Source organism: Pseudomonas sp. GD03903 (assembly GCF_029840045.1).
Lineage (GTDB): Bacteria > Pseudomonadota > Gammaproteobacteria > Pseudomonadales > Pseudomonadaceae > Pseudomonas > Pseudomonas pseudonitroreducens.
Genome location: NZ_JAOCBT010000034.1, coordinates 1 through 24,015 on the forward strand (window position 1 = coordinate 1; position 24,015 = coordinate 24,015).

The window sequence follows — 24,015 nt, forward strand, 5'->3', positions numbered from 1 at the left end:
GAGCGAGCTTGCTCGTGAACCCGCTCAACGCCGAAGCCGCCGGGAAACCCTGTTCGCGAGCAAGCTCGCTCCTACAGGATGCCTGGGAGCTCAGGTGCGGGCCTGGCTCCGTCAGGGCCTGAAGGCCTTGAGGAATAGCGCCACCACTTCCTGCGCGTGAGCTTCGGTCTCTTCTTCGCTTGGCGGCTCGACGCAGCCGATCATCAGGCGGAAATGCACGCAGCCTTGTACCAGCATCAGGAAGTGCTCGGCCGCCCGGCGTGGGCTGTCCATCTGCAGCTTGCCCTGCTGGCGCGCCTGTTCCAGCAGGCGTTCCATCTGGTCCAGCACGCGCTGCGGGCCGGCATCGAAGAACAGCTGCGAGAGATGTGGATTCTGCCCGCCCTGGGCAATCATCAGCCGGCTCAGCGCAATGGCCTCCGGGCTGTTGATCAGTTGATTGAAGCCGCGAGCCAGGTTCAGCAGCAGGCTTTCCAGCGGCGCATCGGCCGATGGTTCGGCGAACAGCTCGGGCAGGTTCTCCGCGCACTTGGCCTGCACCGCCTCGACGAACAGCGTCTCCTTATCCGTGAAGTGGCTGTAAACGGTGAGCTTGGAGACCCCGGCTTCCGCGGCGATGGCTTCCATGCTGCTGCCGTCGTAGCCATGGCGCACGAACAGCTCCTTGGCGGCTTCGAGGATGGCTTGGCGCTTGGCCGGGTCCTTGGGGCGACCCGGTCCGTTCGATGAGTTCGATGGTGACATGTCTTTACATTTCTAATACTGGACTGATGGGTTCTGTATTTTTACTATACCGGTGAGTATAAGAATTCCAACCGCGTTTTGCGAAAGGTCACACATCATGTTCCGCCATGCTCTGTCTGTCGCGCTGCCTGCTGCCTTCATCCTTTCCCTTTCCGCCTGCGGCAACGGCGAGCCGCCGAAGCCCGCCGTGCGCCCGGCCATCGTCGTGCAGCCGCTGCCGGCGCGGGACATCACCGAAGCCTATCCCGGGGAAGTGCACGCCCGCCATGAGCCGGAACTGGCCTTCCGCATCGGTGGCAAGGTCAGCAAACGCCTGGTGGAAACCGGCGAGCGGGTGAAGAAGGACCAGCCGCTGGCGGAACTCGACCCTGAAGACGTTCGCCTGCAACTCGAAGCCACGCGCGCCCAGGTGGTCGCCGCCGAAGCCAACCTGCAGACCGTGCGCTCCGAATACACCCGCTACAAGACCCTGCTCGAGCGCCAACTGGTCAGCCAGTCGCAGTTCGACAACATCGAGAACACCTACCGCGCCGGCGAGGCGCGGGTGAAACAGATTCGCGCCGAATACGACGTGGCCAGCAACCAGGCTGGCTATGCGGTACTGCGCGCCCCCCAGGACGGTGTGATCGCCACCCGCCGGGTGGAAGTGGGGCAGGTGGTCGCCGCCGGCCAGACCGTCTTCACCCTGGCCGCCGATGGCGACCGCGAAGTGCTGATCAGCTTCCCCGAGCATGCCTTCGAGCGCTTCCGGGTCGGCGAAGCGGTGAGCGTCGAGCTCTGGTCGCAGCGCGACAAGCGCTTCAGCGGCAAGATTCGCGAGCTGTCGCCGGCAGCCGATCCGCAGTCGCGCACCTTCGCCGCGCGCGTGGCGTTCGACGACGCCAAGGTGCCTGCGGAACTGGGCCAGAGTGCCCGCGTGTACATCCATGCCGAGGGCACGGTGCCGCTGGCGGTGCCGCTCGCTGCGCTGACCTCGGAAGCCGGCCAGCCGTTCGTCTGGGTGGTCGATCCGAAGACGTCCACCCTGCATCGTCGCCCGGTGCGTATCGGCCCTTATGCCGAGGACCGCGTACCGGTGCTCGAAGGCCTGAAGGATGGCGACTGGGTAGTGGCAGCGGGTGTCCAGGTGCTGCGTGAAGGTCAGGAGGTACGGCCTGTCGACCGGGAGAACCGGTCGATCAAGCTGGTGGCGAAGGAGTAACGCCCGATGCAATTCAACCTCTCCGCCTGGGCGCTGCAGAACCGCTCCATCGTCCTCTACCTCATGCTCCTGCTGGGCATCGTCGGCGCGCTGTCCTACTCCAAGCTGGGGCAGAGCGAAGACCCGCCGTTCACCTTCAAGGCCATGGTGGTGAAGACCAACTGGCCGGGCGCGACCGCCGAGGAAGTCTCGCGCCAGGTCACCGAGCGCATCGAGAAGAAGCTGATGGAGACCGGCGACTTCGACCGCATCATCTCCTTCTCCCGCCCCGGTGAATCGCAGGTGACCTTCGTCGCCCGCGAGGATTTCCATTCCCGCGACATTCCCGAGCTCTGGTACCAGATCCGCAAAAAGGTCAACGACATCCGCTACACCCTGCCGCAGGGCATCCAGGGGCCGTTCTTCAACGATGAGTTCGGCACCACCTTCGGCAATATCTACGCGCTCTCGGGCAAAGGCTTCGACTACGCGGTGCTCAAGGACTACGCCGACCGCCTGCAACTGCAATTGCAGCGGATCAAGGACGTCGGCAAGGTCGAGCTGATCGGCCTGCAGGACGAGAAGATCTGGATCGACCTGTCCAACACCAAGCTCGCCACCCTCGGCCTGCCGCTGGCGGCGGTGCAGAAGGCGCTGGAGGAACAGAACGCGGTAACCGCCACCGGATTCTTCGAGACGGCTACTGACCGCGTACAACTGCGCGTTTCCGGGCGTTTCGATTCGGTGGAGGACATCCGCTCGTTCCCGATCCGCGTTGGTGACCGTACCTTCCGCATCGGCGACGTGGCCGAGGTGCACCGGGGCTTCAACGACCCGCCCGCGCCGCGCATGCGCTTCATGGGCGAAGACGCCATCGGCATCGCCGTGGCCATGAAGGACGGCGGCGATATCCTGGTGCTGGGCAAGAAGCTCGATGCCGAGTTCGAGCACCTGCAGCAGACGCTGCCGGCGGGCATGGAGCTGCGCAAGGTGTCCGACCAGCCGGCGGCGGTGCGCGAGGGCGTGGGCGAGTTCGTCCGCGTGCTGGCCGAAGCGCTGATCATCGTGCTGCTGGTGAGCTTCTTCTCCCTTGGCCTGCGCACCGGCCTGGTGGTGGCGCTGTCGATCCCGCTGGTGCTGGCGATGACCTTCGCCTGCATGTACTACTTCGGCATCGGCCTGCACAAGATTTCCCTCGGCGCGCTGGTGCTGGCGCTGGGCTTGCTGGTGGACGACGCGATCATCGCCGTGGAGATGATGGCGGTGAAGATGGAGCAGGGCTACGACCGGCTCAAGGCGGCGAGCTACGCCTGGACCAGCACGGCCTTCCCGATGCTCACCGGCACCCTGGTCACCGCTGCCGGCTTCCTGCCGATCGCCACTGCGCAATCGGGCACCGGCGAATACACCCGCTCGCTGTTCCAGGTGGTGACCATCGCGTTGCTGGTGTCGTGGATCGCCGCCGTGGTCTTCGTGCCCTACCTGGGCGAGAAGCTGCTGCCTGATCTCGCCAAGCGCCACGCGGAAAAGCACGGCGGCAGCGACAAGGGCCACGATCCGTACTCGACGCCGTTCTACCAGCGTTTCCGCCGCGTGGTGGAGTGGTGCGTGCGCTATCGCAAGACAGTGATCCTGCTGACCGTGGCGGCTTTCATCGGCTCGATCATGTTGTTCCGCCTGGTGCCGCAACAGTTCTTCCCGCCATCGGCGCGGCTGGAGTTGCTGGTCGACCTGAAGCTGGCCGAGGGCGACTCCCTCACCGCCACCACCGAGCAGGTCAATCGCCTGGAGAAAATGCTCGCCGAGCATCCGGGCATCGACAACTACGTCGCCTACGTGGGCACCGGTTCGCCGCGCTTCTACCTGCCGCTGGACCAGCAACTGCCGGCGGCGAGCTTTGCGCAGTTCGTGGTTCTGGCGAAGAGCCTGGAGTCGCGCGAGGAAATCCGCCAGTGGCTGATCAAGCACATGAACGAGGACTTCCCGACCCTGCGCACGCGCATCAGCCGCCTGGAGAACGGCCCGCCGGTGGGCTACCCGGTGCAGTTCCGCGTCTCCGGCGAGCACATCCCGGAAGTCCGCGAACTGGCGCGCAAGGTCGCCGACAAGATGCGCGAGAACCCCCACGTGGTGAACGTGCACCTGGACTGGGAAGAGCCGAGCAAGGCGATCTTCCTCGACATCGACCAGGAGCGTGCCCGCGCCCTCGGCGTGAGTACCTCGGACATTTCGCAGTTCCTGCAGAGCTCGCTGACCGGCTCCACCGTCAGCTACTACCGCGAGGACAACGAGCTGATCGAGATCCTCCTGCGCGGCGACGAGCGCGGCCGGCATGACCTGTCGCAGCTGCCCAGCCTGTCGATGCAGACCAGCAGCGGCCGCAGCGTGGCGCTGTCGCAGGTGGCGACCCTGGAGTACGGCTTCGAGGAAGGCATCATCTGGCGGCGCAACCGCCTGCCCACCGTGACCGTGCGTGCCGACATCTATGACGACTCGCTGCCGGCCACATTGGTGAAGCAGATCTCGCCGACGCTGGACCCGATCCGTGCCGAATTGCCGGACGGCTATTTGCTGCAGGTCGGGGGCACCGTGGAGGACTCGGCCAAGGGCCAGGACTCGGTGAACGCCGGCGTACCGCTGTTCATCGTGGTGGTGCTCAGCCTGCTGATGATCCAGCTGCGCAGCTTCTCGCGGATGATCATGGTGTTCCTCACCGCGCCGCTGGGCCTGATCGGCGTGACTCTGTTCCTGCTGGTGTTCCAGAAGCCCTTCGGCTTCGTCGCCATGCTCGGCACCATCGCCCTGGCAGGGATGATCATGCGCAACTCGGTGATCCTCGTGGACCAGATCGAACAGGACCGCGCCCATGGCCTGGACACCTGGCACGCCATCATCGAAGCCACGGTGCGGCGCTTCCGCCCCATCGTGCTGACCGCCCTGGCCGCCGTGCTGGCGATGATCCCGCTGTCGCGCAGCGTGTTCTTCGGGCCGATGACCGTGGCGATCATGGGCGGCCTGATCGTCGCCACGGCGCTGACACTGCTGTTCCTGCCAGCGCTCTATGCGGCGTGGTTCAGGGTGAAGAAGGAAGTCTGACGAGGGCACGCAGCGGCGTGAATCGCGCATGCAGGGCGGATAACGCAGCAGCGTTGCTCGCCCTGTAGAGGCCGGCGGATAATCTGTTCCAGGTTATGCGCCCTACGGTGCTATCAGCGCCAGCGTTCACCTGTAGGAGCGAGCTTGCTCGCGAACCCGCCCAGCGCAGGAGTTGCCGGAAGGCCGTTCGCGAGCAAGGATTGGGCGTCCCCCTCGCTCCTACAGTTCGACTCCTCATCGAACCTCGGCGTAGGGCGGATAACGCAGCAGCGTTGCTCGCCCTGTAGAGGCCGGCGGATAACCTGTTCCAGGTTATGCGCCCTACGGTGCTATCAGCGCCAGCGTTCACTGGTAGGAGCGAGCTTGCTCGCGAACCCACCCAGCGCAGGAGTAGCCGGAAGGCCGTTCGCGAGCAAGGACTGGGCGTCCCCCTCGCTCCTACAGTTCGATTCCTCATCGATCCTCGGCGTAGGGCGAATAACGCGCAGCGTTATCCGCCGTCTGGCCGCCCGAAACGAATCGTCCGACATACGCGAACCTTTCGACCTGTCACCCTCATGACCTTTTCCTGAAGCCGATTCCCAGGCCCGGATCGTTCCGTAAGGTACGTGGTAATCGTTCAGGAACCGCCTGACTCTTCAACGGCGTTGCGGTCCTACAAGCCTGCTGCTTAGCGTTCTCCCCACCACGGAACAGCCGTGGTCAGGTGTGGAAACCTGTAGTGCTCCAGCTATCGCCATAGCAGGGATGGCCCGGCCTTTTCGAAGGCCGGGCCAACTCTGGCTGTCCATGGCGGACCGTGTGAGGCGGGCCTCGGCCCGACCGGTCGATAGCTGTAGCACCCGGTTTCCACCCTTGCACGGTCCGCCTCCCTTTTTCGGGGGCGGCTCTTTCGCTGTACGAGGAGAGACCGCATGAACCCTTCGACGATGTTCCCGGCCAACAATGGCCTGAGCTTCCACACCTTCCAGCGCTACGATCGATTTTTGCGTGGCCTGATTATTGATCGCCAGGCCTGGTTCCCCGCCCGCGACCTCGCGCGCCTGACCAATTCCGATGTGAGCGGCCGCACCACCCGCAAGCTCGACCCTGATCAGTACCGCTGGGAGCGCCTGGTTGGCAGCCGGGAGGACGAATTGCTGGTCAGCGAGAGCGGCCTCTACACACTGCTGCTCGTGTACTTCTACCACCCGGAAAACCGCAACCTGCGCCAGTGGCTGAGCAATGACGTCGTGCCGGTCCTGCGCGACGCGCAGTTGCCGGCGAGCTCCGTCCCCCGCCATGCCGTGCGCGAGGTGCAAGGCTATCCTCTGGCCGTGCTGGAATGGCAAGGCAGCGTCTGGCTACGCCTCGGCGACGCCGCCCGCATACTGGAGCGCGGCCGCTTCTCGTAGGATGGCGTGGAGCGAAGCGATACCCATCGCCAGTAGCACCTGCAGGAGTGGTCCATGCACACACTTCGCGCCCATAGTGCGCTCCCGCAGGGGGACTCGCGTGATACCCATCTGCAAGCATGAAAAAGCCCGCATTTGCCGGGCTTTCACTTACCTGCTGGAGCAAGGGGGGCGCCCAGTCCTTGCTCGCGAAGCTCCTTCACGCAGGGCGCATAACGCGCAGCGTTGTTCGCCATCTGGCAGTCACAACCAGACTACCCGCCCGCGCGCCCCGCCCATCGCTTGCACCATCTGGAAAGGCGGGCACTCGTGCCACCCACCTGCAAGTATGAAAAAGCCCGGCATGGGCCGGGCTTTCGCTCTTGTGGGGGCTGGTTCAGAGCACTCCAAACACCTTCTTCGCCAGGCCAGTGGCGGCGGCGGTCGGGTTCTGGCGGATGGTCTTCTCCTGATCGGCAATGAGCTTGAACAGGCCGTCCAGTGCTTCCTCGGTCACGTAGTTCTCGATGTTCGCGTTCTTCGCGTCGACCACGCCGAAGGCGGCGGCCTGGCTGGCGAAGGCATTGTACTGCTTGGCTACGCCGACCTGGTCGGTGGCCTGCTTGATGATCGGCAGGAACTTCGCGCGCAGCTGCTCGCGGCTGCTGCGGTTCAGGTAATCGGTGGCGGAGTGCTCGCCGCCCTGGAGGATGCCCTTGGCGTCGGTCACGGTCATCTTCTTCACTGCGTCCACCAGCAGCGCCTGGGCCTGCGGCATGGCGGCTTCGGCGGCCTTGTTCATGCTCGCTTCAAGCTGGTCGACCTGGGCGCCCATGCCGAACTGCTTCATGGTCTTGGCGGCCTTGCCCAGCTTGCCGGGCAGCTCGATGCGCACGGCCGGGTCGTTGCTGAAACCGCCGGGCTGGCTGAGCTGCTTCACGGCGATTTGCGCACCCTGGGTCAGCGCGTCCTTCAGGCCGCCGGTGGCGTCACTCTGGCTGAGGTCGGAGAGGGACAGGGCGAAGGCATTGAAGGACAGCAGGGCGCCGGCCAGCAGAACGGGGAATCGCAGCATCGATACTTCCTTGGCGAAACCCGGCGATGTCGAACCGCCGAGGTGGAGAAGGGAGGGGGAGATTAACGGAGTCTGGCCGCCGGGGAAAACCCGGCGGCGCGGTGAATCAGCGCACGGGGTCGACGCGGACACGCAGCGGCTGCGGATCGCTACCGTCGAGTTTGACGCTGTGGCGCTCAGTGGTGATGAACAGCAGGCGGCCGTTGTCCTCGATGCGCGCGCTGACGGCATAGCTATGGCCCGGCTTGACCTGGCTGCGGTCGTAATCCAGGTGGAACGCCTGCGGCACCTGGCGCCCCGGCTGCAACTGCTGCCGGGCCAGATCGACGGCCGGGGCATCGGCCAGCGAGACGTCCTGCAGGCTGACAGTGACCTGGGCCGTCGGCGGCAGCGCCATGCGCTGCAGGTAGAAGACTTCGCCGTCCAGCGACGCCTTGTCGCCGGAGGGCGTGGAGCTGCAGGCGGCGAGCAGGCCGGTCATCAACAGGAGTGGCAGGGCTTTCATGGTGGAACTCTCCTTGGTCACGAAGGGGCGTCTGACCATTGTGGGTGACTTTGGTTTCCGCGCCATGATCTGGAGGATCATCGAGTTATTTCACGATGCGTCCGAAGAGGTTCTGGAACATCAGCGGATCGCGGCCTTCGGTGAGGTCGTAGAGTGAGTAGTAGTGGTTGAGGCGCGCGCCGCCATCGCGGGTCAGCGGGTCCCAGGTGAGGTTGGCCCGGCGCATGGTGGAGCTGCTCATCAGTTCGTCGAAGGGGATCGACACATAGATGCCTTTGTCGAAGCTGCCTTCGCCGAACTCTTCCTTGCTGGCGCTGGTGAGCGTGACCCAGGCGCCGAAGCGCACGCCGTTGCTGAACTGCCGCGAGAGGTCCAGTGTGCCGCCCCAATCACGCGCCAGATAACGGCCGGCGCTGACCTGGGCGAGGATGTCCTCGAAGCCGGTCTGCCAGTAGAGCGTCACGAAGCCGGTGGCAACCTGGTAGTCGCGCAGGCCGAAGTGCTGGTCGAAATCGCGCTGGCGCACCAGGTCGAGGTTGGCGCCCAGGGCCCAGGATTCGTTCATCGGGCGATAGAGCAGCTCGCCACCGATGCCGGCGTACATGGTCTCCAGGTAGCCGCCGTAAAGCATGCCGTAGAGGTCCTGGTCCAGCCGCGCGGTCTTGTTCAGCTGGAAGGTGGGCAGCGTGACGTTCGAGGTCGTCATGTACTGGCGGATGTCGGTGCGTACCCGCGGCAGGTTGCTCGGTGCGTCGTAGGTGAAGTTGTCGTAGTTGTTGATCAGGTTGATGCTGAGCAGGCCATTGCCCCACAGGCTCGGGGTGAAGCGGTATTCGCTGTCGAGATCGGCGGTGAATTGGTACAGCAGGAAGTTGTCGGGCCCGCCGATGCTCTGGTTGTAGCCCAGCCCGACGTTGTAGCTGAAGGCGTCCGGCCGCTGGCTGTAGAGCTGCTCTTCCTGTTGCGGTAGCGGCGCCGTCTGTTCGGTGGTGCGGCGCAAGTCTTCCAGCGGGCGTTCCTGGTTCGCGACGTCGCGGAATACCCGGCGCGGCAGGCTGGTTTCGACCATGGGTTGGCCATAGCGTGTATCGACTACGGTGAACCATTGCACGTCGTCATCGACGCTGTTGTCGAGAATCCGCGCGGTGCGGCCGACGGCCTCGGGCGGGTACAGATAGCGGGTCTGTTCGCCATAGACCACGACTTCACTGTTCTTGCGGGTGATGCGCTCCACCTTGTAGCCGGCGTTCTCTTCGACGCGCCGGGAAACATCCGCCCAGTCCACGGTATCGGGCTGGCGCTGGGTCGCGTTCTGCTGCAACGGTTCCGGGGCAGGATCGTTGACCTTCGCGGGGGCCGTGCGACTGGCAAAGTTGGTGTGCAGGGTGATGCCGAACATGGCGGTGTTGCCACGTTCGAAGGCCGCATGCAGGTCGATGGAATCGCTGGCCTTGAAGACCATGCCGATGTTGAACGGCGAACGCTGCTTCTGGTTGTTGTTCTGCGGCTCATGCTGGTAATCGTTGCCGTCATACTCGAGCTTGAGGGACAACGGCTCCCACGGCGTTTGCCAGTTGATACCGCCGAACAGCGAAGGGTGGCCACGGAAGTAGCTGTTGGAGCTGAGTTCACCGGTGCCTTCCGACTTGGGGCGCGTATTGAACCTGTCGTCGACCCAGCCCAGAGGGTTGTCCAGATCACCGCGATTGCCGATGTAGCCCCACGCCAGGCCCAGGCTGAAGTCGAGGTCACCTACACGCTTGTTGCCAACGAAGTATTCGCTGGAGAACAGGCCGGTACCGCCGATATCCCGGCCGCCGAGCGCAATCTCTGGTGCCCAGCGTGACTCCTGCAATAGGCGGAGTTTGACGTCGAAGGATTTGTCCTTGTAGCTCTGGTTGCCGCTCTCGTCTGCTGCTCCATATTTGCGGTTGCTGATCGAGGTATAGCGGAAGGTACCCTCCAGCCAGTCGAAGGGTTGCAACGAAAAGCTGTAGCGCGAATAGGGATCGGTGCGGTTGGCGTTGATGCTGATTTCCCCGGCTGGCGCCATGCGCGCGGTGGGGGTCTGCAGCAGGCCTATGCCGCCGAAATCGTTCTGCGTGTAGCGCGGGTCGGCAAGCGCCAGGCTGGCACCGGCCAGCAGCAGATAGAGACTGTGGCGAGGCTTCATGGTGTTTCCGCCGGCAGGGGGTGTGTGGCCAGGAAGTCGGCCAGTTCGCGACTCAAGTCCGGGGCGCTGTTCTTGATCTCCCAGGCATCCAGCGGCACCAGCAGCACGGAGCCGGGCGCGGGTGGTGCGGCTTGCTCCTGGCGGTTCCACAGGGCAACGCCCAGCCGGGTGACCTGGCCGTCAGGCTGGATCAGGTAGAGGTAATCCGGGTCTGCCTCATCCACTGCGGGGCACTGCGGCGCGTAGCGGTAGGCCGGTTGCAGCGGGACGAAGGGCAGCTCGCAGTCGTTCGATACCGCGCCGATGATCCGCACGGTGGTCGGCCATGGCGGGAAGATCAGCCGATCTCCGCCCTGCAGCTTTGGCGAGTGCTCGGCGTTGAGCTCTATCTGCAGCGGATCGAGGTGATAGAACTGGCGGCCGGTTACAGGCAGGGCGATCACCTGCTCGCTGAGGCGTCGGGCGATATTCGCCAGGCCGGGCTTGTCCTGCAGCAGGGCAAGACGTTGCACCTGGCTCAGGTCGAACAGGACTCCAGCCTTCAGCCGGCGTTGCTCCTGCAGCAAACTTTGACGCTGCCAGGAGGCACCCAGCCAATAGCTCTGCGGGTTGACCTGCAGTTGTTGCAGCAGCATGCCGAGGCGAAGGCCTTCGTCGATTTCCCTGACGCCCGGAGCGGGCAGTTCGCCGAGTACCTCGACCCGTGTTGCCGCATGGGCGGTCGCGCCGGCTGCAACGCTGGCCGCGAGCAGGGCTAGCCGAATCATTTTCATGGCTGGCTCCGCAGCGGGCGCAACTGGGTAATGGTGACGTTGAGGCTGGGCGTGACCTGCTGGCGGCTTTGCAGGATGAAGCCGTCACTCGGGTCGACCCAATAGCGGTTGGTGGCCGCCATGCCCTTGATCGGCGCGCTCAGGTGCTCGTCAATACGCAGCAGCCTGTGATCCTGATCGAGGATGCGTACGGTCTCATTGCCAACGCGGCGCAGCTTGCCGGTGAGCGGAACGTCCAGCAGGTAGCCGGGCCCGAGGTCGATCCAGCGCTGGCTCGCCTGCTCTTCGCCGATATGCTGCAGCCCGCTGATGAAGGGCGAGTCCGGCGCAAGGCGGGTGCCCAGCAAGTCGTCCGGGAAACCCAGTGTGCGCACCACCACGCCATCCTGCAGAAGCAGCAACTGGCGCGACGAGGCCTGCCAGTACTGCAGGTCGCCTTGCGTGCGTACCAGCGCCATCACTGCCGAGCCGTACTCGGTGGTGACCTCGATCTGGTAGTAGGGCAGGGCATTGACCTGGGCGCGTGTCAGCTCCAGCGGAGCGGGGCTGCCGAGGCTGGCGCCCAGCGTACTCAGCGAGGCCTGCATCAGCGGGTTACAGGCGGCCAGGGCGCAGGCGAGCACCACCAACGCGAGGAGGCGATAGGCGTTCATGAGGTGCTCAGTTGTCGTTGAGGTTGCGTTGAATGGTCGAGCCGGTGCCGAGAATGCCGGCGGAGGGCAGCAACTGGCTGATCAGGCGGTTCCAGCGGGTCACACCGGCCGGGCCGACGTAGACGACGTCCTGCGGCTGCAGCTGGAATTGCTGGGCAAGGATGAAGGCGGTGGGCGAGTTGGCGTCGAGCTGGAAGACCGTGGCGCGCTGTTTCTCCAGATCCTCGACACCGCGAATCACATACACGGCCTTGCCGTTGGCGGTGGTCTGGTTGAGGCCGCCGACGCTGCCCAGCGCATCGGCCAGGTTCATCTCGCGGGTCTTGAAGGTCAGCGCGCGCGGCGCGTTCACTTCACCCATCAGATAGACCTTCTTGCGGTCGTTGTAGGGCAGGTAGATGCGGTCGCCGTCCTTCAGGTACAGGTTGTACAGGTCCGCGCCTTGAGCCGTGTTCAGGGCATCCAGGTTCAGGTGGAAGACCTGGTTGTCGCGCTGCAGCGTCAGGCCGGAAAGATCGGCGTTGAGGGTGTCCAGCTGGGCTGCACCAATGGCCTCCATCAGCGCCAGCGGCGTGGTGGTGATTGGCTGCGGGCCCGCCTTGATGAACGCGCCATTGAGTATCACCCGCTGGCTGGCGAAGCGCAGCACGGCAATGTCTACCTGCGGTTCTTCGACATAGGCAGCCAGGGCGCTGGTAATGGTCTTGCGTACGTCTTCGATCGTCCTGCCCGACACGCGCAGGGTGCCGACGTAGGGATAGAACAGCGTGCCGTCCGGGCGCACCAGGCGACCGTTGGCGTCTCCCTGTTGCAGTTGACCAGCCGGTGAGGTCAGCTCGGGGTGGTCCCATACGGTGATGTACAGCAGGTCACCGGCGCCGATCTGGTAACTCTCCGGACGGAAGCTGGCGAGTGCCTCGGGAACGGCTTCCTCCTGCCGGGTAGCCGCTTCCACCGTGAGCAGCTTGGGCGTGATCTGCACCAGCTGCACGCGGCTGGATTCAGCCGAGTCTTCCTGTATCAGTCGCTCGGTATCCAGATTCTGGCCGGGGGAGAACATGCATCCCTGAAGCGCAAGGGCAGACAGGATGGCAAGGGACAAGGGACGAATCATGGGGGGCTACACAAAGGGGGTGAAGGGGGAGGGCGCGAGCGAGTTCCAGCGCCGTAATTGCAGGGCGCAAGGTGCTGGCCGGGAGGCTGCGTAGGGTAGCAATGGGGCTGGATTGCGGATGTAGGAAACGGCTGGCGGGGAGGGGCAGTAAATTCTTGAACTGAGAGAGGCGGCGATCAGTAGGCGTTCTTGTGCACGAAGCCCTTGAACAGCGTGAGGAAGACGATCTTCAGGTCCCACCACAGCGACCAGTTGTTGATATAGGCCAAATCGAATTCGATACGCTTCTGCATCTTCTCCAGCGTATCGGTCTCACCCCTCCAGCCATTCACCTGGGCCCAGCCGGTGATGCCCGGCTTTACCTTGTGGCGCAGCATGTAGCTGCTGATCTGCCCACGATATTCCTCGTTGTGGGCGATGGCGTGCGGGCGCGGCCCGACGATGGACATATCGCCCATGAATACGTTGATGAACTGTGGCAGTTCATCCAGCGAGGTGCGCCGCAGGAAGGCCCCCAGCGGAGTGATGCGGCTGTCATTGCGGGTTGCCTGGGTGACGGTCGCGCCGTTTTCCATGACCCGCATGCTGCGGAACTTCCACACGTCGATAGAGCGGCCATCGATGCCATAGCGCTTCTGGCGGAAAAATACCGGGCCCGGGGAAGTGAACTTGATAGCCGCCGCGATGAACAGCATGGGAACGGCGATCAGGCAAAGGATCAACGAGGAAAGGACGATATCTTCCAGGCGCTTCACCAGCGCAGCCGCACCCACCATAGGGCTGTCGAAGATACTGATGGTAGGGATGCCGTCAATGTTCTGCGCGCGGGCGTGGAGCAGATTGAAGATGAAAACATCTGGAACTATGTGGACTGAAACGGTTGTATCGCTGAGCCGATCAACCAGCCACTTGATCCTGGCCTCGCTACGCATGGGAAGAGTGATGTAGATATGATCGATAGAGCCGGAGTGTGCTTCGTTGATCAGTTTCTCCAAATTGCCCGAGACACTAATTCGCAACTGCCATTCAGGTAGTTGAACGGGGGAGGTTCTCTCATCGTCATAGAAGCCTAGGAGTTCGAGGCCCATCCAAGGGGCATTGGCGATGTTCGTCGCCAATCGCGCTCCCAAGGCACCTGCTCCGACGATAGCCACAGTACGGGTATTCATGCCCTTGTTACGCAGTATTTTGAGTGCCTGGCGCAGGAGAACTCGATAAGCAATCAGTGTGATCAGGGGAAGGCTCAATAGTTGTATGAGGAGCAGTCGGGGCCGGGGCTGGGACACAAAGAGAACATAGTCGCCTAGGAAAAATACTAGCGAACTGAGTAGCCAGATACACAATAATTTACTTAGCTCATCACGTATACGTTTGCCACGCCATGAGCCGTAGAGACCTCCCGTATCGGCCAGAATGGAAAATGGGAGCGACGTGCCGAAGGCTACGGCCAAAATATCTCTGCTGTCATCTATTCCGCTTAGAGTGCAGAGGAGAAAGATGCAGAGCAGGATTATTGTAAGGTCAAGAATGCGTTGGAGAATGGAGAGGCTTGTATGGGGGGGCGGAGTACACCGCGATCATTTCTGTTCATGCCGACTGCGTCGATTAGACTGGCTGTTTAGCTCTAGAGCAGATACGCCAATCTGAGTGGGATTTAGTTAGAGAAATGTCTATGCACACAGATCTTTGTATTCCTTAATTTTATGCAGGCAAGTGCAAATAGCATCCATGTAAAGAAGTGTGCTTGATTATGGTTTGTTAGTCCGAAAATAAAGACGTGTATAAGTAGTATTGTTCTTGTGGATGTCGTGAATTTCTGAATTTCTTTTGTGCATTTTAGAGCGTTCCAAGTTGTCTTTATGTTTATGTAGGTAAATGCTGCGGCAGCAATGGAAAGAATAAGGCTTCCAGCTATTCCAAGTCCGTAGAGTATTTGTAGTGGTAGGTTGTGAAGTGAATAAGCTTTTGGTGATTCTACCCCTACTCCCCAGAATAGGTTATCTAAAAGGTCATCTATCGCAGTATTCCAGTCCTCCAGTCTGACGCTTGAGCTTCCGGTCCCTTTTGCTGCGGACTCGTATCCAGTAGTTATTACTGACATAACATCAAATGATAGATAGGAAAGTGTTTGTATTATAATTGGTGTAAGGAGGGCGGGAAGGATGGTTAATAATAATATTCTGATCGGGCTTTTGCTTGTGATAGTGAGGTAGATGTAACTCAGGAATAAGGTTATATAAGCTGCGCGTGTAGATGTGAGAAAAACGCCTGCTATGAACGTTATTGATAATAATAGGTGAAGAAGTTTGTTCTTGTTTAGCGCTATCGATAATGCGTATATTGCATAAAAGGAGCAGATTATTCCGAATTCGTTTGGATAGGTCCCAGGACTAAATCGTGAGTAGCCATAGGCACTTTGATCTAGTGTGGTGAAGAGGCTGTAGATGTTGTAGGGGATTTTGTTTGTGATGTAGCCGATATAAATAACAAGTCCCAAAAAGAAAACGGCACAGAAACCTTTGAATGAATCGTTAAGTAGCTTTTCAATTATGTCTGTGGAGTTGCTAGAGATAATCCATTGCGAGATATTATAAAATCCGAAGGCCAAATTGCAGATGACTAGCACCCTAATGACAGGGTTGGCATGAATTGGGATTTCTTCTGTAATACTAAGTAGAGAGTAAGATGCGCTACCGAATAGAAGGAGGAATGTGAAAAATAATAGTGTAAATTGGGGTAGGCTTCTTTTTGATGTTCTAAATAGGCAAAGGATATTAATGATGGCGGTGCTGAAGTAAAATGCTCGCAATGAGCCAATGCCTGGCAGCGGTGCGAAAAAAATCCCAGTAGGTCCAAGAAAGAATGTTGCTCGGAGGACTATTTCCCTGATCCTAGAGTTTTTCATTTCATATTCAACTCAGGGATGGTCTTTTTTTTGATTCTTCCTTCTCTACCGCCTGCTGGTAGAAGTCAAGAATTTCTGCTGAAAAGCGAGTGGGTGAATATTTTTCACGTATATATTCCTGTAGTTTAACTGGGGTCTCTGTTGCGCTGGTTTTATATTTGATGATGGTCTTTATTATAGAGTTTGCTGTAGTCATGTCAGAAATTTGGCCGTACTTTCCGAGTATCTCAGGTAGCGAGCCAACATGGCTGGCAAGTACGGGAGTTCCTCTTGCTAATGATTCTATAGCTACAAATCCAAATCCCTCCCAGCGGGAGGGGACTATAGTTAGGTCGGCATCTTCGTACATCGATGGAAGCGCGTCCCGAGACTGCCATCCTAAAAATGTAACATTGGCGGTTGATTTATATTCTGAATCACAGAGAACAGAGTTTCCGGCAACGTATAGATGGAACTCTTTCAGGTCTTTTGATTTAAATGCTTCATATAGTATGTCGAATCCCTTTTGTCGGTCCAGTCGGCCTACAAATAAAATGTTTTTTATTGTATTTGCCTTATGTGTCTTTTTTAGTGGGGTAAGGTAATTATATGAGATTGGATTGTAGATATGCCTCTGGAGATCGCAGGGGATAAAGCTTGCGGCGACTTGCTCTGTCTTTGAAATATGAATTATTCCGGTTGAGAGTCGACCTGTTATGTAGTCAGCTGCTTTGCAGATAGTACGCTCAAGTTTTGAAACTTTACGCTGGAACGACCATCCGTGTGCGCAGAAAATTATCGCTGGAAATTTGAATCCCAATAGCTTTTGAATAGTAAAAATATATCCAGCGAAAGAGCTATGCAAATGCACTATGTCATAGGACTGTTTGTCTTTTAGTCTGGCAAGAGTTTGGAATAGTCCGACTATTCTTTGCGGGCGGCTAGTTCCCGGGAAAACTATCAATTTGCTTCTATCTACACTGATCTCGCTCTCTTGGCTGGCAGGAATCAGATAGTGATGCTCATAAGGTACGTTGCCGTCGATTAGCTCTAGGTAAGTGGCAACCCCTCCTTTTACAGTTTCTGCAATATGTAGTATGCGCATTTTTAATGATCTTGAATAAGTTGAGTGTTATAGATTTTTCCAAGAAGAAACTGCGGTGGCGATTGTGATTATTCCACCTAGCGTTGCTTGGAGCGCAAGGAATTCAGTTGCTGCCTGAAAATGTAGGGCCAGATAGGTAAGTAATAAACCAATTCCGGAGAGGTTGTAGATGGACAGCAACCACTGTGCTTTCCAGCCACTTCCAGTGTCACCTGTGGGGTTTCGTTTTGCTCCGGATAGAACGTTTGATTTATTTAATATTAGTCGTGAGAGTATGGAGAATATACTGGCGCAAGCGCCAAGAAGAAGGGCGCTCTGTTCCCCACTTCCATAGCCAATACCTACATATAAGCCTGCGGTGATGATGTAGCCACCGATGGCATCTAGGAACTCCCCCTTGAGAGAGCCTGTTCTAGTGAATCTTGCAATGTTTCCATCAACACAGTCGAGTACTAGCCATAGAAGTATTAGAGTTGTAATTGCCCAGGCTGGGAAATTGGTGGCTGCGGTGATGATCGCGGCCAGAGCAAAAGTAATTGACGCTAGAGAGGCAAAATTTGCACTTAACCCTGCCGAGACAAATAGCGCAGTTATCGGGTAGGAAATAGGTCTGGCACAGAAGTAGGCCGCGGGATTTCCCCAGCGATCATAGTCATTCTTGTCCTTTGGCATGGATTTTTTGATTTCGGCTATTGTTGGCATGTTCATCGTTCAATTTAGTGGAGGTGAGCGATTTTTTTGATGCGCCTGAGCGCAAGTAACCGCAATATGAGTACAAACAGTTCGGTGCCTAGTATCGCCACAGCGACGTTTAGGGCGTTAATTTGATCTAGAAAGTAGAGACATCCCAGCACAAGGACGTTGGCAATTGAGGCGATCACCACGGTGTGGTTAGCCTGATCCAGACGATCAAAAGCAGCGAAGGCCGGATAGCCGAAAGCTGCGGCAAGATAGCTGACGACCATGGCAGCTAGCAGTACGGTGAAGGTCGATTGCGCTTGGAGGAATTCAGGCCCCAGCGCGAGTTGCAGAATCTCTGCGGAAAATACAGCTATTAGTCCGGCCATTATCGACAGCAGGCCTGCCGACCCCAGAGTTATCTTTAGGAACACCCGCCAGTTGCGGTTTTTTGCCATGAATGGATACAGGACCTGGTTGACTGGCAACGCCGATCCGATACGGTAAACTTGCTGGCAGGCATAGAACTGTGCAGCCTGCACTTGCCCCGCAAGACCTACTATGGTGGTCGCCGCCGAGGTGTAGGTGGCCACTGCAATTCGAGATGTGAAGAAGGGAAGCGCACGACGAAACTCTTGTAGAACTTCTAACATGCTTGGTCGCAGGATTCGAAAGTTTACTCTGTATACCTGCAGGATGGAGAGTGCGGCGGCTGAGAGTTGGGCTATTCCCCAGCCCAGGATTACTATCCAGGCATCGTCGCTGTCGTGAACAAATAGCAGTACGGCCAAAAGGTAGAGTGCTTTGGTCGAGAGGCTGTATATGGTGACGATCTTTTGGCGTTCTAGGCCCACGAACAACCAGTTGGTCTGATAGGCTTGGCCAATAATGGCTAGGGTTCCCAACGCGAAGATTGGGGTGTCCTGCCGGTAGGTGGGAGTAAGAAAGGGAACCAGTAGGGTGATCAGTGATGCTATGGCCACCAGTGGTAGTTTCCCAATGAATACTGCGCCAAGCAGTTTTCCGATCAACAAGCGATCTTCACGGTGGCGTGCGATTCGGTATGTGCTAGACAGGCCATAGCCGAAGTCAGTAACGATTAATGAAAGTTGGCAGAGAGATAGCACCATGGCTACAGTGCCGAAGCTCTGGATTGCAAGGCGTTGAGTCAGTACTGGTAGCAGAAGCAGCGGCAGGAAGTTTGCCAATTGCGTTAGACTGGCGGCCAGTGTGTTGGCTGCCAGTGGGTGCCGGATTAAATAAGCTATCGAACGCATGGAAGTTATCAGCGCAAGCGTTCGATAATTGACGAAATCGTGTCCAGCGAGGACTTCATCTCGCTGAGGTGTGCCTTGTCGAAGTAGCCTAGACTCTGCTTGATCTGCGTACTGGAAATTCCATCGGTGCGTGGTAGATAGATCACTTTGCACAAAGTGTTCAAATCGTCGAACTTCCCTTGCCAGTCATGGCCCATGCCAAGTATCGCCACTTGATAGGTGTCGATATCCCGCACCTTCTGTTCCCAATCAGTTTCAGGAATCGCCAGATCGACGTATCTGATCGATTGCACGATCTCGATGCGATCAACGAAGGGGATAATGGTCTTCTTGCCTTTGCTGGAGTTGAACTCATCGGTGGAGACGCCGACGATCAATCGATCGCCAAGATCTTTGAGGCGAGTCAGGAGTTTCAGATGACCATGATGGAACAGGTCGAAAGTGCCGTAAGTCAGAACGGTGGTTGTCATGGCGTGCAGTATTCCAGACGCATGCAACAGCCTCGGTTGGCTGGCACGCTACCGCCCCAGGATTTTTGGTCGATTTCCTGAGAACGCGGATAGGGTCGAGGTTGATCGGCTCAGATAGCCGAGTTTGAGTAATAGAGAGAGATTGTTTTCGCCGCGAGTTACATCCGTACTCGCTATGCGAACCGCGCCACTTGAGTGATCGGTACGCTAACGCGAGACTCGCGGTGTAATAGGTTCAGCAGCAGGATCACCCGCTCGGTACCATCAATTGCCTCGAATATCGCTTCCACTCCAGGGCTGCCTGAAATTCCGATTCGTACACGTTCCCCAGTCTCAAATAGGGGAGCGATAGCTGCGTCACGGGAGCGTATCTTTTCGATCACAGACGAAGGAACGGCCAGTGGTTGGCTGTCGAATCGAACAATCTGGCTGACACCGCGCGTGGAGCGGATGGGCATCCAGTTATCCTGGGAAGTGTCCAACTCGATAAATAGGTATCCGGGGAAAAGCGGTTCGGCCTGATGCCGTATTGCACCATTTCGAATTCGCCCTACATGTTGCATAGGCAACAAGCACTCGTACTGTTGCCGCGTCAGATTCTCCAAAGCACGCAGATCCTGCCGTGGCTTGCATTGCACTAGGTACCACTGTTTTTCCGATGTCGGTTGCATCTCTATCTTCCCCTTTCAGGGGTATGGGTCTCGGCGTTTCCAGAGATCAGGACTTGTCCGAGAGGTACTCATACTGGTAGTTGCTGTAAGCACCATTGCCGTAGTAATCCGCCGCGCGCCGTTCGACGCCGTTGAAAATGGCGCCCTTGAGCTGGATGCCGTTCTGCGCAAAGCGGCGGATGGTCAGCTCGATTTCGCGCGGAGCGTTCTTGCCAAAGCGGGTGACGATCAGACTGGTACCGGCCTGGTGGCCGACGATGGCGGCGTCGGTGACGGCCAGGAGGGGAGGGGTATCCAGGATGACGAGGTCGAAAGCGCGGCTTGCAGCTTCCAGCACGTCGGTGAAATTCGGATGCATCAGCAGTTCCGAGGGATTCGGCGGAATCGCCCCACGGGCAATGAAGTGCAGGTTCTCCACTTTGGTCCGCTGGACGGCCTGTTCGAAGCTGCAGCGCTGGATGAGCAGGTCCGAGAGGCCGACCTTGTCCTTTGCCCCAAGCGTCTTGTGCAGATAGCCCTTGCGCATGTCGACGTCGATCAGCAATACGCGCTGGCCGGTTTGGGCGATCACGGCGGCAAGGTTGGCGCTGACGAAGGACTTGCCCACATCAGGACTGGGGCCAGAGATCATCAGACGGTTGTCGCCTGATTCCAGCATGGCGAAGTGCAGGCTGGTGCGCAGGCTGCGCAACGACTCGATTGCCAGGTCGGTCGGGTGGCTTGTCGCGAGCAAGGGAGCGACCGCGCGACTGTTCTTCTTGCCGGCGCCACGTTTCTCCTCCTCGGATTTGTGCAAAACACTGAAGGGAACGGAGGCATAGACCGGAAGGCCCAGTTGCTCGATGGCATCCACCGATTCGATGCCACGGTTCAGCGCTTTGCGCAGCAATACCAAAGCGATGGCACTGAACAAGCCGAGCAAGGTGGCAATGGCGACTATCAGCGGCTTTTTCGGTTTTACCGGCTTGGTGATATCGACGTCGGCGGTATCGATGATGCGGACGTTGCCAACGGAGCCGGCGCGGACGACGTCCAGCTCCTGGCTCTTGTTCAGCAATTGGGTATAGATGGTGGTGCTGACTTCGACGTCGCGGGTCAGGCGCAGCAGGTCCTGCTGGGTTTCCGGCAGGCCTTCGACACGTTTGGTCAGGCCATGCTGCTTGGCGGTGAGTTCGCCGATCTGCCGGGCCAGCGCCTGGTAGGCAGGATGCTGGCGGGTGAACTTGCGGTCCATTTCGGCCTGCTGCAGCTTCAGCTCGGAGATGCTGGTATCCAGGGCGACGCTTTGCTCGAGCAGCGCTTTGGTTTCCAGGCTGATGTCGGCTGACTTGGCCTTTGTCTGGTAGCTGCTCAGGGCATTTTCGGCCGTTTCCAGGTCGCGGCGGACCTCGGGCAACTGGCCGCGCAGGAACGTGAGGCTGGAGGCCGCTTCCGCGGAGGCGCGCTGGACGTTCTGTTGGACGTATTGCTGGCTGATTTCATTCAGCACCGCCACCGCCCTGGAAGAGTCGTCATCGTCCAGTGTCAGGTCGATAATGCCGGACTCCTTGCCGGTCTCCGATACCTTCAAGGCGTCCTGGTACGCCAGGATGGTGCTCAGGCGGTGCTGCTTGATCACGTGGTAGCGCGTGCCGGAGTTGGCGTTCAGGTTCTGTACCAGCAGCTTGATGCCTTTCTGCTCATAGGGCTGGGCGACTGCGCCTTCGACCAGTACATCGTCATTGTCATCGAGCAGGCGGAACTGCCCGGCCTCGCCGGCAATCAGCGTCAGCTCCTTTTCGAGCAGGGCATTGGGAACGTCGAGCCGGGCAATCTCCAGGCTCTCGCCACCCCAGGCAAAGCGGCTCATGCCCAGCAGCGGAGAGGCCAGGTCGCCGGGGTTTTCCGGCTGATAGCGGCGCTGCAGGAAGTTGCCGATCAGCGGGAACCGTGAAGGCTGGATGTCGATATCCAGGTGCAGGGTATCCACGGCCTTGCCGATCACGTTGCGCGAGGTCAGCAGCTGGATTTCGGTCACGGCCTGGGACTGCGAGCCACCCAGGATGTCGCTCATTTCTGTCAGACCCGGAATGCCCGGCGACTTCTGCTCCACCTGGATGGTCGCGGAGGCCCGATAGATCGGCGTGGCGAGCACGGCGTACAGGGCCCCTGTCAGCAGGAAGCCGGCGGTGATGCCGGCGATCATCCACTTGTGATCGAGCAGGGTGCCGAACAGGGCGAGCAGGTCGATTTCGTCATCGTCGGCGGACGATGGCGCGACCGGGGCTTGGAGTGGCTGCATGAAGGATACTTCGCGATTAACGCTCATCGAGTGGTGCGGAGGTATTTCGACCATGTGGCGACGGCCTCGTCGATCAATGCATAGGCGTGTTCGAAGGCCGCTTGCCCCTGGCGATAGGGGTCCGGGATTTCTCGGTCGTTCTGCCATTTGCCGAGGAGGAAGGTCTTGCCTCGGGACTGCGGGGATTGTTCGTGGATATCGCGCAAGTGATTGCGCTCCATGACCAGGACCAGGTCGGATGCCTGCAGGATCTTCGGCGTCAGCTGGCGTGCGCGGTGCGCCGCGGGTTGCTGGCCGTGCTGCAGGAGCGTCGCCAGGGCGTTTTGCTCCAGCGGCTTGTCGACCAGTGCGGCCAGGCCGGCAGAGCTGACCTTGATATCGCCGCCTTGCAGAGCCTGGCGCAACAGGTGCTCAGCCGTGGGGCTGCGGCAGATATTGCCGACGCAAACGATGAGCACCTGATTGAACACGCTGAGTTCCGCCGTGGTGGTGGTGACCAGAGGCTGGCGAAATTAAGCTGCGTGGCAGGGTGATTCAATGCGCTTTCCGGTCAGTCGGAGCCTTTAGGAATATTCCGGCGGCGGCAGAGATAGTTGCCGGGCAGCCTGCGGGATGAAATCCCACAAGCTTTGTATGTGGCGAAATAGAACTATCCGGTCAGCTTGTGGACGCTGCCGGGCCTCAGGGTAAGGGGGGCGGGACGGTATCGGGGAGGGCACTTTCGGCAGTGCCGCCGCCTGGGCAAACCAGGGCTTGCCCGGGCAGGTGCGAGGCGGGGCTCAGCCGATGGCCAGGCGGTCCACAGCGTGCCCTGGGGTGAAGCGGGCGTAGAGGTTTTCCAGCGATGATTGCAGCTGTTCGCCGCTGTGCAGGCCCTGGATGCTCTGGCTGTTGCGCGACAGTTGGGCCAGGACGGCCGGGTCGCCCTGGGCGAAGGCGATTACCTGCCGTTGTGCCTCTGCCAGGTCCTGGGCGGTGGACAGGCCTTCGGCAACGAACGGGCCGATGCGTCGCAATGCGATGGGCAGGTCGAGCTTCGCCGCCTCCAGTACCGAGATGGGGAAGCCGTCCCAGGCGGCGGTGTGGAAGTACAGGTCGAGCCCTTTCATGTGGGCGATGACTTCGCCGCGCTGACGCCAGCCGGTCACTTCGATGCCGGCCTCGACCATCTCCGCCATGACCTGGGCGTCGCCACCGCCGATCCACTTGAAGTGCGCAACCTTTGCGCAACTCTCCGCCAGGGCGCGGAAATACTCGTGGCCCTTCTGCCGGCTGATGCGCCCGACCATGCCGACCACCGGTTTGCTGGTGAGGCTGCGGACGGCTGGCACTTGCGGCAGCTCATCGCAGACATTCACCAGGCCCAGGGTATGCGCGGGTTCGATCAGTTCTCCGGCGATGCGCTGCTCATCCAGGCCGCAGCCGGCAATCACCGCGGTGCGCCGTGCCAGCAGCGATTCGATGGCCCGGTAGGCCTTGAGCATCAGCGGATGGTCGCCACGCAGGAAGGCAAAACCGTGTGGGGTATAGACGATCTTCTGTGCGGGAATGAACGGCAGGGCGCGGATCAGCGCGCCGGCATAGGTGCTGTGCAGGTGGATGACATCCGGTTGCACGCGGTCGATGTAGGGCTTCACCCGCGCCAGGCTGGACAGGCGACGCGGCACCAGCTCCATGTGCCGGAACAGGCCCTGGTTTTCCTCCCCGGTGGTATCGCCTTTGCGCACCGAGGCCAGCAGGTAGTGCTCATGCTGCTGGGAATTGAGGATGTAGGAGTTGATGGCCGAGGTGACGCCGCCGCCGAAGGACTCGGTGATGTGCAGAATCTTCATAAATCAATGTAGGTCCCTGCAGATTTACGTGTCGTAACAAGGAGACCAAACAGCTGAATATGGTCTTGCTGGGCTAGAGCGTAGCCTTTTTCATCACGGCGCTGTAAGGATTTCTGACGCTTTTGTCGGAT

At 59.5% G+C, this 24,015-nt stretch carries 19 protein-coding genes and 1 pseudogene; 3 read left to right on the forward strand and 17 right to left on the reverse strand.

Annotated elements, in window-relative coordinates; all coding sequences use genetic code 11:
* Positions 1-111: 111 nt before the first annotated feature.
* Positions 112-744: a TetR/AcrR family transcriptional regulator gene (locus N5C91_RS30230; RefSeq protein WP_236198417.1), complete on the reverse strand. Its 633-nt coding sequence runs from the start codon at positions 742-744 to the stop codon at positions 112-114.
* Between the two features lie 97 nt (positions 745-841).
* Between N5C91_RS30230 and N5C91_RS30235 the strand changes: the two genes are divergently transcribed.
* From N5C91_RS30235 to N5C91_RS30245, 3 genes are all read left to right on the forward strand, one after another.
* A complete protein-coding gene (locus N5C91_RS30235; protein ID WP_279834079.1) occupies positions 842-1,945 on the forward strand; it encodes an efflux RND transporter periplasmic adaptor subunit in 1,104 nt (367 codons plus the stop codon).
* Between the two features lie 6 nt (positions 1,946-1,951).
* Positions 1,952-5,020 carry an efflux RND transporter permease subunit gene (locus N5C91_RS30240; protein ID WP_279834080.1) on the forward strand — a complete coding sequence of 1,023 codons (3,069 nt, stop codon included), beginning with the start codon at positions 1,952-1,954 and terminating at the stop codon, positions 5,018-5,020.
* A gap of 914 nt (positions 5,021-5,934) precedes the next feature.
* Entirely contained in the window at positions 5,935-6,414 is a 480-nt protein-coding gene (locus tag N5C91_RS30245; protein ID WP_279834081.1) for a Bro-N domain-containing protein, read from the forward strand.
* Between the two features lie 376 nt (positions 6,415-6,790).
* On the opposite strand, the gene N5C91_RS30250 is transcribed toward N5C91_RS30245, so the two are convergent.
* The 16 genes and pseudogenes from N5C91_RS30250 to N5C91_RS30325 all read right to left on the reverse strand — a co-directional run bounded on the left by N5C91_RS30250 (position 6,791) and on the right by N5C91_RS30325 (position 23,884).
* On the reverse strand, positions 6,791-7,468 hold the full coding sequence (locus N5C91_RS30250; protein ID WP_236173138.1) for a DUF4197 domain-containing protein: 678 nt from the start codon (positions 7,466-7,468) through the stop codon (positions 6,791-6,793).
* Positions 7,469-7,574: 106 nt separating this feature from the next.
* Complete coding sequence (locus N5C91_RS30255) at positions 7,575-7,973, reverse strand: YbaY family lipoprotein (RefSeq protein WP_236198422.1); 399 nt, start codon at positions 7,971-7,973, stop codon at positions 7,575-7,577.
* Between the two features lie 85 nt (positions 7,974-8,058).
* Positions 8,059-10,146: a YjbH domain-containing protein gene (locus tag N5C91_RS30260; RefSeq protein ID WP_279834084.1), complete on the reverse strand. Its 2,088-nt coding sequence runs from the start codon at positions 10,144-10,146 to the stop codon at positions 8,059-8,061.
* Complete coding sequence (locus tag N5C91_RS30265) at positions 10,143-10,919, reverse strand: capsule biosynthesis GfcC family protein (RefSeq protein ID WP_279834086.1); 777 nt, start codon at positions 10,917-10,919, stop codon at positions 10,143-10,145. The genes N5C91_RS30260 and N5C91_RS30265 overlap by 4 nt, the downstream gene beginning before the upstream one ends.
* Complete coding sequence (locus N5C91_RS30270; RefSeq protein ID WP_279834088.1) at positions 10,916-11,572, reverse strand: YjbF family lipoprotein; 657 nt, start codon at positions 11,570-11,572, stop codon at positions 10,916-10,918. The genes N5C91_RS30265 and N5C91_RS30270 overlap by 4 nt, the downstream gene beginning before the upstream one ends.
* A gap of 7 nt (positions 11,573-11,579) precedes the next feature.
* Positions 11,580-12,686: a polysaccharide biosynthesis/export family protein gene (locus tag N5C91_RS30275; protein WP_279834090.1), complete on the reverse strand. Its 1,107-nt coding sequence runs from the start codon at positions 12,684-12,686 to the stop codon at positions 11,580-11,582.
* 176 nt (positions 12,687-12,862) lie between these two features.
* A pseudogene (locus N5C91_RS30280) lies at positions 12,863-14,277 on the reverse strand (undecaprenyl-phosphate glucose phosphotransferase).
* 63 nt (positions 14,278-14,340) lie between these two features.
* Positions 14,341-15,591, reverse strand: coding sequence for an O-antigen ligase family protein (locus N5C91_RS30285; RefSeq protein ID WP_279834091.1), 1,251 nt, complete (start codon positions 15,589-15,591; stop codon positions 14,341-14,343).
* 7 nt (positions 15,592-15,598) lie between these two features.
* Positions 15,599-16,675, reverse strand: coding sequence for a glycosyltransferase family 4 protein (locus N5C91_RS30290; RefSeq protein WP_279834092.1), 1,077 nt, complete (start codon positions 16,673-16,675; stop codon positions 15,599-15,601).
* Between the two features lie 27 nt (positions 16,676-16,702).
* A complete protein-coding gene (locus tag N5C91_RS30295) occupies positions 16,703-17,377 on the reverse strand; it encodes a CDP-alcohol phosphatidyltransferase family protein (RefSeq protein WP_279834093.1) in 675 nt (224 codons plus the stop codon).
* 14 nt (positions 17,378-17,391) lie between these two features.
* Positions 17,392-18,630, reverse strand: a complete 1,239-nt coding sequence (locus N5C91_RS30300; RefSeq protein WP_279834094.1) for an oligosaccharide flippase family protein — start codon at positions 18,628-18,630, stop codon at positions 17,392-17,394.
* Positions 18,631-18,638: 8 nt separating this feature from the next.
* Positions 18,639-19,100, reverse strand: coding sequence for an adenylyltransferase/cytidyltransferase family protein (locus N5C91_RS30305; protein WP_279834095.1), 462 nt, complete (start codon positions 19,098-19,100; stop codon positions 18,639-18,641).
* Positions 19,101-19,273: 173 nt separating this feature from the next.
* Positions 19,274-19,771, reverse strand: a complete 498-nt coding sequence (gene rfaH, locus N5C91_RS30310) for a transcription/translation regulatory transformer protein RfaH (RefSeq protein ID WP_279834097.1) — start codon at positions 19,769-19,771, stop codon at positions 19,274-19,276.
* A gap of 46 nt (positions 19,772-19,817) precedes the next feature.
* Positions 19,818-22,052 (reverse strand): polysaccharide biosynthesis tyrosine autokinase, encoded by a 2,235-nt coding sequence (locus N5C91_RS30315; protein ID WP_279834098.1) that lies wholly within the window; start codon positions 22,050-22,052, stop codon positions 19,818-19,820.
* 23 nt (positions 22,053-22,075) lie between these two features.
* Entirely contained in the window at positions 22,076-22,522 is a 447-nt protein-coding gene (locus N5C91_RS30320) for a low molecular weight phosphotyrosine protein phosphatase (protein ID WP_279834099.1), read from the reverse strand.
* Positions 22,523-22,831: 309 nt separating this feature from the next.
* Complete coding sequence (locus tag N5C91_RS30325; protein WP_279834100.1) at positions 22,832-23,884, reverse strand: glycosyltransferase family 4 protein; 1,053 nt, start codon at positions 23,882-23,884, stop codon at positions 22,832-22,834.
* Positions 23,885-24,015: the final 131 nt, after the last annotated feature.

What these genes read in the sequence shown, in the direction of transcription:
- N5C91_RS30230 (WP_236198417.1), bottom strand. Translation starts at nt 744, where the DNA reads ATGTCACCATCGAACTCATCGAACGGACCGGGTCGCCCCAAGGACCCG.
- N5C91_RS30300 (WP_279834094.1), bottom strand. Translation starts at nt 18,630, where the DNA reads ATGCGTTCGATAGCTTATTTAATCCGGCACCCACTGGCAGCCAACACA.
- N5C91_RS30290 (WP_279834092.1), bottom strand. Translation starts at nt 16,675, where the DNA reads ATGCGCATACTACATATTGCAGAAACTGTAAAAGGAGGGGTTGCCACT.
- N5C91_RS30275 (WP_279834090.1), bottom strand. Translation starts at nt 12,686, where the DNA reads ATGATTCGTCCCTTGTCCCTTGCCATCCTGTCTGCCCTTGCGCTTCAG.
- N5C91_RS30250 (WP_236173138.1), bottom strand. Translation starts at nt 7,468, where the DNA reads ATGCTGCGATTCCCCGTTCTGCTGGCCGGCGCCCTGCTGTCCTTCAAT.
- N5C91_RS30315 (WP_279834098.1), bottom strand. Translation starts at nt 22,052, where the DNA reads ATGCAGCCACTCCAAGCCCCGGTCGCGCCATCGTCCGCCGACGATGAC.
- N5C91_RS30240 (WP_279834080.1), top strand. Translation starts at nt 1,952, where the DNA reads ATGCAATTCAACCTCTCCGCCTGGGCGCTGCAGAACCGCTCCATCGTC.
- N5C91_RS30235 (WP_279834079.1), top strand. Translation starts at nt 842, where the DNA reads ATGTTCCGCCATGCTCTGTCTGTCGCGCTGCCTGCTGCCTTCATCCTT.
- N5C91_RS30260 (WP_279834084.1), bottom strand. Translation starts at nt 10,146, where the DNA reads ATGAAGCCTCGCCACAGTCTCTATCTGCTGCTGGCCGGTGCCAGCCTG.
- N5C91_RS30325 (WP_279834100.1), bottom strand. Translation starts at nt 23,884, where the DNA reads ATGAAGATTCTGCACATCACCGAGTCCTTCGGCGGCGGCGTCACCTCG.
- N5C91_RS30265 (WP_279834086.1), bottom strand. Translation starts at nt 10,919, where the DNA reads ATGAAAATGATTCGGCTAGCCCTGCTCGCGGCCAGCGTTGCAGCCGGC.
- N5C91_RS30245 (WP_279834081.1), top strand. Translation starts at nt 5,935, where the DNA reads ATGAACCCTTCGACGATGTTCCCGGCCAACAATGGCCTGAGCTTCCAC.
- N5C91_RS30285 (WP_279834091.1), bottom strand. Translation starts at nt 15,591, where the DNA reads ATGAAAAACTCTAGGATCAGGGAAATAGTCCTCCGAGCAACATTCTTT.
- N5C91_RS30305 (WP_279834095.1), bottom strand. Translation starts at nt 19,100, where the DNA reads ATGACAACCACCGTTCTGACTTACGGCACTTTCGACCTGTTCCATCAT.
- N5C91_RS30270 (WP_279834088.1), bottom strand. Translation starts at nt 11,572, where the DNA reads ATGAACGCCTATCGCCTCCTCGCGTTGGTGGTGCTCGCCTGCGCCCTG.
- N5C91_RS30295 (WP_279834093.1), bottom strand. Translation starts at nt 17,377, where the DNA reads ATGCCAACAATAGCCGAAATCAAAAAATCCATGCCAAAGGACAAGAAT.
- N5C91_RS30255 (WP_236198422.1), bottom strand. Translation starts at nt 7,973, where the DNA reads ATGAAAGCCCTGCCACTCCTGTTGATGACCGGCCTGCTCGCCGCCTGC.
- rfaH (WP_279834097.1), bottom strand. Translation starts at nt 19,771, where the DNA reads ATGCAACCGACATCGGAAAAACAGTGGTACCTAGTGCAATGCAAGCCA.